The sequence below is a fragment of the Methylobacterium sp. J-048 genome, assembly GCF_022829515.1.
GTDB lineage: Bacteria > Pseudomonadota > Alphaproteobacteria > Rhizobiales > Beijerinckiaceae > Methylobacterium.
In genome coordinates, this window is record NZ_JAKSYL010000145.1 from 1 (window position 1) to 8872 (window position 8872).

The window sequence follows — 8872 nt, forward strand, 5'->3', positions numbered from 1 at the left end:
ACAGAAAGCGCCACACGCCTCCTACGCGAAGAACTGGTCAACGATGAGCTCTTCTACCAACTCAAGGAGGCGCAGCTCGTGATCGAAAGATGGAGACGTACCTACACCACCGTACGCCCGCACGCCTCACTAGGATACCGGCCGCCGGCACCAGAAGTGTTCATGCCAGCCTTCACCGCTTGGCCGGCCGCGATCGCCCGACCAGCTCCGCCGGCCAAGCTAACCGTAGTGGAGCGGCCTACCGCGCACTAACTTTAACCTTGGACCACCCTGTGGGGGCCGATCACGGTATGTCATGCCCGGCGCTCCAGATTGAACGCCGGCGCCTGCCCCTCGGATAGGAGGAACGTAAGGTCGGCGCAGGCGACGCCAACGCCGATGGCCTTCGACGATGACACGTCAAGTTTGCATAGCTCTCAGACGAGAAGAAACTAATTACGTTGCCTTCAATGAACCGTCCGGAAATTACCTTACTTGTGTTATTAATTGGCTCGATGCGGTGATGGGCGCAGCAAAATAATGTTGCGCTGTTTGCGGCAATCGGAAGCTGTGCCGACGCTCACAACGTGGGATGCACCCAGTGAGCGGCCGGCGGCCATGCTTATCGCCGCCGGTCGGTCCCCCTGCACCTGCGCTGTTCAAAGACCGAAGTAGGAGCCGGACTGCGACCCCTCCTTAGGCGTCCGCAGCTTCCTTGGCCTTCCGCGGTCGACCAGCACGCTTCGGCTTCTCGGAGATAGTCTCAGCGGGCTCGGCAGCCTTCGGAGCCGCCTTCTTGTGCTGCTGACCGAGCCCGAGGCTCTTGGCGAGAGCCGAACGCTGCTCTGAGTAGCTGGCAGCCGTGGAGGGGTAGTCCCGTGGCAGGCCGAAGCGCTCCCGGTATGTCTCTATGGTCAGGCCGTTGCCCGTGAGATGCCGTTTCAGCGTCTTGTACGGCTTGCCGTCAATGAAGGAGATCAGAGCGTCGGGCTTGATCGATTTGCGGATCTGAGCCGGTGTCGCCTTCTCGGAGCTGGGTTCATCAGAAGCAGGTGCACTGCCCAACCCAGTTACCGCAGCATGCACGCTCGACAGCAGCGCCGGCATCTCAGCCGGTGACACGCGATTGTTCGAGACATAGGCCGACACAATGTCTGCCGTTAACCCAACCAGATCCAACCGGCTTTCTTTCTGTCCCTGGCCCTCATCCAAAAAATCGCTATCTTCTTCCACTCTCAAGCTCCTATATTAGGGAAAGCTGCATAAATGCCCCGCGATCCTTTAGTAGATGGATGCCTGTCGTGAAAGGCAGATAGCCGCGTTCGGTCGATAAAAATGAGGATAGTCTAACAATCATACTTTGCCGGCATTTTTGGCAAGCCACCAGAAATTTCCGTCTAACCGGCATGAGTATTGCGGTGAGGCGATCGACCGCTGGCTAAGCCGGCCTTGCGCGCGAGTGCGACCCAGCCCCTGGAGCACGCGGTGGGGGTAGTCGCGGTTTTGGGTTCAATCCTAAGCTTCTGATTAGAAAACGGAAGCATCAGCGAAATACCGGCTGGAATGGGCTTGACCAACCAACAAAATTCATAACTCAGATTAGAACTTGAGTCGCCCATGTGGGCTGTTTCAGAGCTGGTAGAGATAAAGTGCGAAAAGATATTTCAGCGTCTGCTACCGATTTGACAGCGCTGGCTGGGGATATCGTTGCCGCCTACGTTTCCAATAACTCGGTGCCCGTTTCTGAGCTTCCGAATCTCATCCGAAGCGTGCACGATACAATTCGTATGATTACTTCTGGTAGTACGCCGAATGCGTCCATTGCAGCCTCTGACGTTGATAAGCCGACTCCAGCGCAGATCCGTAAGTCGGTCCAGCAGGATGGCATCGTCAGCTTCATCGATGGCAAGACCTACAAGACGCTGAAGCGCCACCTGACCGCCCACGGTCTCAGCCCGCGAAGCTATTGCGAACGCTACAGACTGCCGAACGACTATCTGATGGTTGCCCCGAGTTATGCCGAGCGCCGTTCCGCGCTGGCCAAGGCCATCGGCCTCGGACAGCCGGGCGCTATGGCCGAGCGCCAGCCGAAGGGGCGGCGTAGGGCTGGCTGAACGAGGTCGCTCTGAGGCGTTTTGGGCTCTGCCACGCGGCCTTGGCACCGTTGCTGCGGGGCGCCTTGGGCCGTAGGCCAGTGGTAGCGCGGCTACCGCTGGCGCAAACCTCAATGCTCGGTGATGAATCGGGCTTGCCATTCGTCGGCGGTGAGCTCCGGGCCGGTAACGCAGAGCAGGACATTGCTCACGTTCGTTGTGGCCGCTCCCCCAGCCGATGATGCTGGTCCGGTTCGCTGTCATAGCGGGGTGCATCTCGGCAGCACTCCCGTAGCTCAAGGCTCGGGCTTCGCCTACGACGACATCCTCACCAGGTCGAAGGTCATTGAGGTAGATGGCGAGCAGCAGCCGCAACGCCGGGGTCAAAGACGTGTCCAGTACGACCGGCGAGGCGTGGGTGGCCTCAAGGCGGGCGGACGCTGACATCAGCACACCTCCAGGCGGGCGGCGAATTCGGTCTCAGCTAGTTCAGCGGCACGCAGGACCGCGGGGCCGGTAAAGTCCGCGACGGCGCCGGCCCTTGTCGTCGTCCGGCAGGGTGGCGACCATCTCCAGGCCGATGGCCGATCCCATCACGACGATATGGATCAGACCCTCCGACGTTTCGGTGCGGCGAGCGAGAGCGACCGTGAGAGGGCCGACCGTGCCGTAAACGGCAATCTCCGCATACCGGGCCTCAGGCGTGAGCGTTTGGGCTTGCTCAGGGAAGGTGACGACGTCGGGCATGGTGCCTCCTCAGGCGGCGGGGCGGTTCAGGGCGGCGTAACTCGCCAGCACATGGCGACGATCGAGACCGGCGAGGCAATCGAGGGCGTGAAGAGCGGCCGGGATGGCAACCGGATCGCTCTCGGCCTGACGCAGAACTTCAGCGAGATCTGTACCCCGAGGGCCGGCTGAGAGGTGGACGACGGCGCGTAGGCAGCGAAGGCGGGCACGCCGTTCGGCCTCATCTAGGTCAGGCCTGAAAGGACCCCAAGCGTCGCGAGTGGGGATCACCGGCCGAACTCCCAGATCGGCACGCCAGTCGGCTGACCGGGCAACCTACGGTGCGTCGGATGCCCGAACCTGATTTCGGTAGCGGTGATGGCGCGGACGGCCCCGCCAACTCCCAAGACCTGACCGCCGAAAGCGTCGACCCGGACGATGCCGGCCTCGGGATGGACGCCGAAGAACCGGACAGCCGTCCAGCCCAGCGCCTCGGCCCGCTCGCCGAAGGTGTCCAGGAAGGCTTGGGCAAGCGCATAGACCCTGGCTCACTCGTCGGAACGATATTCCAAGCATCCCGGTTGCCCGCTGACGCCAGCGGCGTACTTCGGCACGCCATCGAGGCACCCACAGGCGATGGAGTAGCACCGGGCTGGCTCCGGGAATCTGGCGTAGCTCAGAACAGATCGTCTACGTTGGAGCTTGCCGCCGCGAACACCGCGATGTGCTGGCGATCGCCGGCGAGACGGTCGTGCGCAGCCGAGACGGTCGTGCGCAGCCAAGCCCTTATAACTCTAGCCCTTGCCGCCGGCGTGTGCGTCGCGCCTGTCCACGCGCAAAGCCAGGATGAGGAAGCCTTGGCTCTACTTCGAGTTGCCAACGCGCGGTCCGTGATCATCACTTTTGCGGCAAAACTACGCGGTCGATGGAACAACCGCGCTACGCCTCTCTTAGACCGCACTTGACGTGGCCACTAAGGTACTCGGTAAGGAACAGGCAAATGCTGCCTTCAAGGACGAGCTAGCGCGGCGCTACGCCGAGGTGAAAGAGGTCGGCGAGTAGAAGTGGTGCACTGAGCAGCGTGCAGCGTCCGCGGAGGACGAGCCCCGGATCTTCAAGAACTGAGGTGGAAAGCAGGCGCTTTTAGTCTGCCAAAGCGGCGATGATCGAGAGTGAGCCGGCGAGCATGACCGTGCTAGCGATAAGCAATGTGATCAGGAGCATGACGGAAGCCTCAGATACCAAACGTCGCAGCTTTCTCATGAACGCATATGGCCACGCTCGGTTGCGCTCAGCCGATTGCTGAGCATCAGCCGGCTTAGCCTTCGCTGTCACCCCCGGCATCTTCGTCGCCGGCGCTGAGGAGCCAGTCAGGGAGGATGGGAACGATCTCTCCAGCTACCTCGCCGGCGCTCTGTAGCGCTCTTTCCGCCTGCGCCTCAGACGTCTCACCCTGAACCTCGGCGAACGGCTCGCGCGCCAGCTGGTCGAGCTCCTCATCCGAGAGCTTCCTCTCCTGCTCAACCGGCATGGGCATACCCCCTAAAGCATCGGCTGCACGGCCCCGCCCCGATCGGCTCACAGGGCGGTCAAGCGTCCGATCTCACCAGCGGTCGAGCCGATACTCTACCCGGCCCATCAGCATCATGCCGCAGTTGGGTTAGGCGGTCGTCACCCTAGCGCGCTTTGAACTGTGCCGAAACAGGCCGCGCAGCGCCCGAAAGGGTAGTAGCACCAGCGTGGCGACGACGTGAGCGGCCATAACGATAACGACGGCCAGTAAGGCCAGCAGGGTGTTCAGCACGCGACGTACTCCAGACGGCTCGATACTCGGCGTCCCGCCTCCGCCATTGCTTTCAGGAGGCGCGCTGATCACGGCGGTACCGTGATGCGAAAACCTGTGATGCAGCCTTGTTCTTCAATGACGTGGTGGTACTCCACTCGTAATCCAACGCTGTGCCGTCCTCGCCGAAGCGCAATGCCTACCTCGTGGCCGTGCCGCAGAAGCGCCTCACGGTGCGGGTCTATGCGGTGCTGACAACCACACGGGATGAGGCGCTGGGGGCCATGGCGCGGAACGTCCCACCTAATGCGAATCTGGAGATTGTGGGCGGCCTGTCCCCGGCCCTGGCCGAGCGGCTGCGGCTCTAGCCAGGGGAACCGCTACAGGTGTGAGGCTTCAATCCCATTGCGAGGCCACGGCGACTGGGCGCTCACGTGTGCGAACCGCTTCAGACCACCTGCTTACTACCAAGTCAGGCATGCCGATGGACAACTTTTCTGAGATACCCCAGGATCCGTGGACGCAGGGCCCGGGACCGTGTCATGGATGTGCTTGGTCCGCACCCAGACGGTCATCGGCATCCTGCGAGGTTGACCGGTCCCATTCTGCCTAATTCGGACTGAGGCATGTCTCTGGGCCGACAACGGACATTGAGGGCTTCAGTTTTCCAGGCATCGCGCTTGGCCTGAACTGCGTCGATCGACCTATGTAGGTTCCTGGGATTGATCGCGGTTTCCGTCGACATGTCCCGAATCTCGGACAAATGCTGGCGCAACTCCGTGTTCTGCCTACTTTGCTACGCTGCTGTCGATGGTTGGCGCGTATGTTGTTGACGCCTCTGGAAAGGTGCAGCGAACTCTACTGCTGGCATCGGGCGACCAAAGAGATAGCCCTGCGCCTCCTGGCAGCCCTTCGAGATTAGGCGCCGGCGCTGCTCCTCTGTCTCGACGCCCTCTGCGATGACATCAAGACCGAAGCTGCGGCTGAGATTGATCACCGCCCGTACAACCGCAGCATCCTGCCGATCGGTGCATAGACCGTTCACGAAGCTACGGTCGATCTTCAGCCGCGTCAGTGGGAATCGCTTGAGCAGGCTAAGCGAGGCGTAGCCTGTGCCGTAGTCGTCAAACGCAATGCCAACGCCCATCGCGCGTAGTGCCTGCAGCGCAACGACCACTCCTGGATCGTGACGCAGGATAATGGTTTCGGTGATCTCCAGCTCCAGCGCATGGGCTGGCAGTTCAGTCTCGGCGAGCACGGCTTCGACCCGCTCAACTAAACCGCCCTCTCGAAATTGGGCCGCGCAGAGGTTAACCCCAATCCGAAACGGATGCAGGCCCTTTCGCCGCCAAGCCTGTGCTTGGGCGCAGGCGGTGTGCAGCACCCAGTTACCTACCCGAGCGGCATCAGGACCGTTGTCGAGCACCTCAAGGAAAGCGCCCGGCATGAGCAGGCCGAGCTCGGGATGTTGCCATCGGATCAGAGCCTCAGCACCGACGAGCGCGCCGCTGGATAGGTCTACTTGGGGTTGGTAATGCAGAACGAACTCACCGCGTTCGATGGCGTGACGCAGCCCCTCACGGCAGGCTCGCTCGCGCTGTGCGACCTCGCGCAGATCCGGCGTGAACAGATAGGCACGCCCGCGGCCTTCTATCTTTGCGCGGTAGAGAGCTGCATCGGCGCAGGCCAGTAGTTCGTCTTCTCGCACTCCATGGGAGGGGCTCAGCGCGACACCAACGCTGGCCCCGAGACGGACTACGATTTCCTCGATCCGGTATGGTTCGGAGAGGGCATCGATCGCCGCCGCCGCCATGGCATTCGCTACCAAGGGGTCCCCGACGTCTGGTAGCACGACCGCGAATTCATCTCCGCCATATCGTGCAGCCACACCCGTGGTACCGACGCAGATGCGCAGGCGCTCGGCCGCTAGTCGGAGCACGGCATCGCCCACGGCATGCCCGTGCGCATCATTGACTTCCTTGAAGCCATCGAGGTCGAGCATCAGCACCACCGTGGGGCACTCCTCCCGGACCGCAGCCGCGATCCGGTCGCGCAGCACGGCGCGGTTTGGCAGCTCCGTCAGGGGGTCGAGATGAGCGAGTCGGAACAAGCGTTCTTCGAACATATGCCGTTGACTAACGTCACGCACGATCGCCCCGAAGGCTGTGTGACCATTCTCGATCCAAGTGGACATGGACAGTTCGACGGAGAACTCGTGACCATCCTTGTGCTGGCCAATGAGTTCAACTGTACAGCCGATCAGTCTGGTCGCCGACCGACGCGCGATACTGCGTAAGTCACCCTCGTGGCCGCCATGCATTCGATCGGGCACCAAGATGGCGATAGGCTGCCCCAGAGCCTCAGCGGCCGTATGCCCGAACAAGCGCTCGGCAGCTGCGCTCCAGAAGCTCACCCGCCCTAGCGCGTCCGCGCAGATGATGGCGTCGGACGAGGTTTCGGCGATGTGCTCAAAGCGCGACTGCGTCGCACGCCGGGCCGCCTCGACGCGGCGCAGCTCCAGCCGATCGAGCACAAGGCGGGCAAGGCCGGTCAAGATCCCCCTATCTCTGCGTGTAAAAGCGCGGCGCGGCTTGGGACCGGCGAGACAGAGTGTACCGATGGCGTAACCGTCTCCAGTGCGTAGCGGCACGCCTGCGTAGAAACGGATGAATGGAGCGCCGGTGACCAAGGGGTTTTCGCGGAACCTAGAGTCCTTGGAGGCGTCGAGCACGACGAGGACGTCATCTTGAGCGATGGTCCTGGCGCAGAAGGCGATCTCGCGATTAGTCTCGCACAGAGTCAGGCCGGTCTTGGCATGTAAGACCTGCCGATCACGATCAACGAAGGAAACGAAGGCAGCCGGTGCGCCGAGCAGATGCGTAGCGAGTTCGACGATGTGGGCGATCGAAGGGTCTGGCTCTGCATCGAGAATGTCGTGCTCGAGCAGCACCCGCAGCCGAGCTTCCTCATCAGTCTGCACGGGTGAAGACGACACAAAAGTGCTCCAGATCGAATGGGCGGGGTACAGCGATTTTGGTGGAGGAGGTCGGCGTCAGGGCCGAGCGCTTCACTAATCTTCAGATCCAGATAAGCGCGGGCAGGGGCTACCGCGCTGCTCCCCCGGCGCTTGTTCACTCCCCAACCTCATCCAAATCGATTGGATCATGCGACTGCGCGCGCCGCCTCACGCACCTGGCGCGTCGCCACATCGACCTGCTCGCTCGCCCGGGCGACCGCCTCCATGCCACCGGCGATCGTCGCCACCCCATGTGCGGCTGTGTGCATGCTGCCCGACATCTCTCGTGTCACGGCAGACTGCTCTTCAACGGCCGCCGCGATTGCGGCCGAGACCTCGTCCAGACCCCGGATCGTGCCCTGGATCGAACCGATGGCATCGACCGCCTCCCGGGTCGCCGCCTGCGTCGCCGCGATCTGCCCGCGGATCTGATCGGTCGCTTTGGCGGTCTGCTCGGCCAGTGCCTTCACTTCGGTGGCTACCACCGCGAAGCCCTTGCCCGCTGCCCCGGCGCGCGCAGCCTCGATCGTGGCGTTCAGAGCCAGTAGGTTGGTCTGCGAGGCGATGCCCTGGATCATGGTCACGACGTCGCCGATCTGTGCCGCTTGCCCGCTCAGTCCCGCCACGATGCTTCCCGTGTGCCGGGCCTGCTCGACCGCCTCGCCGGCCATACGCGCGGCGTGGCTGACCTGTTGGCTGATCTCGCCGACCGAGGCTGAGAGTTCCTCCGCCCCCGAGGCCACACACTGGATGTCGTTCGAAACTTGTCCCACCGTGCCGGCTGCCTCCGCCGTCTGTCGGGTGACGTCCTCAACTCCAGAGCCGATCGCGTCGAGGTCCGCACCGATCGCCTGTTGCGCGTCCGTCCGGCGCTGCCGCTCCAGAACCTGCGCAGTCACATCGGTGGCGAACTTCACAACCTTGGTCACGCGCCCGTCCGTCCCTGTGATCGGATTGTAGGTCCCCTGAATCCAGACCTCCCGCCCGCCTTTGGCCACCCGCTTGAATTCACCGGCAGCGAACTCTCCCAGTCCCAGACGATCCCAGAACCCACGATAGGCCACGCAGGTCTGCACGGCGGCATCAACAAACATGCTGTGGTGGCGACCCACGATCTCATCGGGACGGTACCCGACGGTATCGAGAAAATTCGGGTTGGCCTCAAGGATCGTGCCGGTCGGATCGAAGGCGACTACCGCCTGCTAGCGATAGATCGGACGAGCGTCGGGCAGGGCAAGTGTGTCTCTCTATCTGTCAGGTGCGGTTGTCGCGGTG

Annotated in this window: 8 protein-coding genes and 1 pseudogene; 3 read left to right on the forward strand and 6 right to left on the reverse strand. The window is 62.5% G+C overall.

Features of this window, described 5'->3' with window-relative positions; genetic code table 11:
- The coding region (locus MKL09_RS13715; protein ID WP_244020856.1) for a transposase at positions 1 to 252 on the forward strand (252 nt) is incomplete at its 5' end.
- Positions 253 to 675: 423 nt separating this feature from the next.
- Here MKL09_RS13715 and MKL09_RS13720 read toward each other — a convergent pair.
- On the reverse strand, positions 676 to 1191 hold the full coding sequence (locus tag MKL09_RS13720; RefSeq protein ID WP_244020868.1) for a MucR family transcriptional regulator: 516 nt from the start codon (positions 1189 to 1191) through the stop codon (positions 676 to 678).
- A 437-nt stretch (positions 1192 to 1628) separates the two neighbouring features.
- Between MKL09_RS13720 and MKL09_RS13725 the strand changes: the two genes are divergently transcribed.
- Entirely contained in the window at positions 1629 to 2093 is a 465-nt protein-coding gene (locus tag MKL09_RS13725; RefSeq protein WP_244020858.1) for a MucR family transcriptional regulator, read from the forward strand.
- A gap of 468 nt (positions 2094 to 2561) precedes the next feature.
- Here the strand turns inward: MKL09_RS13725 and MKL09_RS13730 are convergent, their stop codons facing one another.
- The 3 genes from MKL09_RS13730 to MKL09_RS13740 form a co-directional block, all read right to left on the reverse strand.
- Positions 2562 to 2819: a hypothetical protein gene (locus tag MKL09_RS13730; RefSeq protein ID WP_244020860.1), complete on the reverse strand. Its 258-nt coding sequence runs from the start codon at positions 2817 to 2819 to the stop codon at positions 2562 to 2564.
- Positions 2820 to 4116: 1297 nt separating this feature from the next.
- Entirely contained in the window at positions 4117 to 4329 is a 213-nt protein-coding gene (locus MKL09_RS13735) for a hypothetical protein (RefSeq protein WP_244020864.1), read from the reverse strand.
- A 129-nt stretch (positions 4330 to 4458) separates the two neighbouring features.
- The gene (locus MKL09_RS13740; protein ID WP_244020865.1) at positions 4459 to 4602 is read right to left on the reverse strand and encodes a hypothetical protein; all 144 of its coding nucleotides are present in this window, start codon (positions 4600 to 4602) and stop codon (positions 4459 to 4461) included.
- Between the two features lie 152 nt (positions 4603 to 4754).
- Between MKL09_RS13740 and MKL09_RS13745 the strand changes: the two genes are divergently transcribed.
- Positions 4755 to 4949: a hypothetical protein gene (locus tag MKL09_RS13745; protein WP_244020866.1), complete on the forward strand. Its 195-nt coding sequence runs from the start codon at positions 4755 to 4757 to the stop codon at positions 4947 to 4949.
- A 428-nt stretch (positions 4950 to 5377) separates the two neighbouring features.
- On the opposite strand, the gene MKL09_RS13750 is transcribed toward MKL09_RS13745, so the two are convergent.
- Entirely contained in the window at positions 5378 to 7576 is a 2199-nt protein-coding gene (locus MKL09_RS13750) for a putative bifunctional diguanylate cyclase/phosphodiesterase (RefSeq protein ID WP_244020867.1), read from the reverse strand.
- Between the two features lie 167 nt (positions 7577 to 7743).
- Positions 7744 to 8799: pseudogene (locus tag MKL09_RS13755) on the reverse strand (methyl-accepting chemotaxis protein); the annotation flags it as partial.
- Positions 8800 to 8872: the final 73 nt, after the last annotated feature.

Bases quoted from the DNA above. Each gene is read 5' to 3' on its own strand.
- MKL09_RS13730 (WP_244020860.1), bottom strand. From the start codon at position 2,819: ATGCCCGACGTCGTCACCTTCCCTGAGCAAGCCCAAACGCTCACGCCT.
- MKL09_RS13735 (WP_244020864.1), bottom strand. From the start codon at position 4,329: ATGCCGGTTGAGCAGGAGAGGAAGCTCTCGGATGAGGAGCTCGACCAG.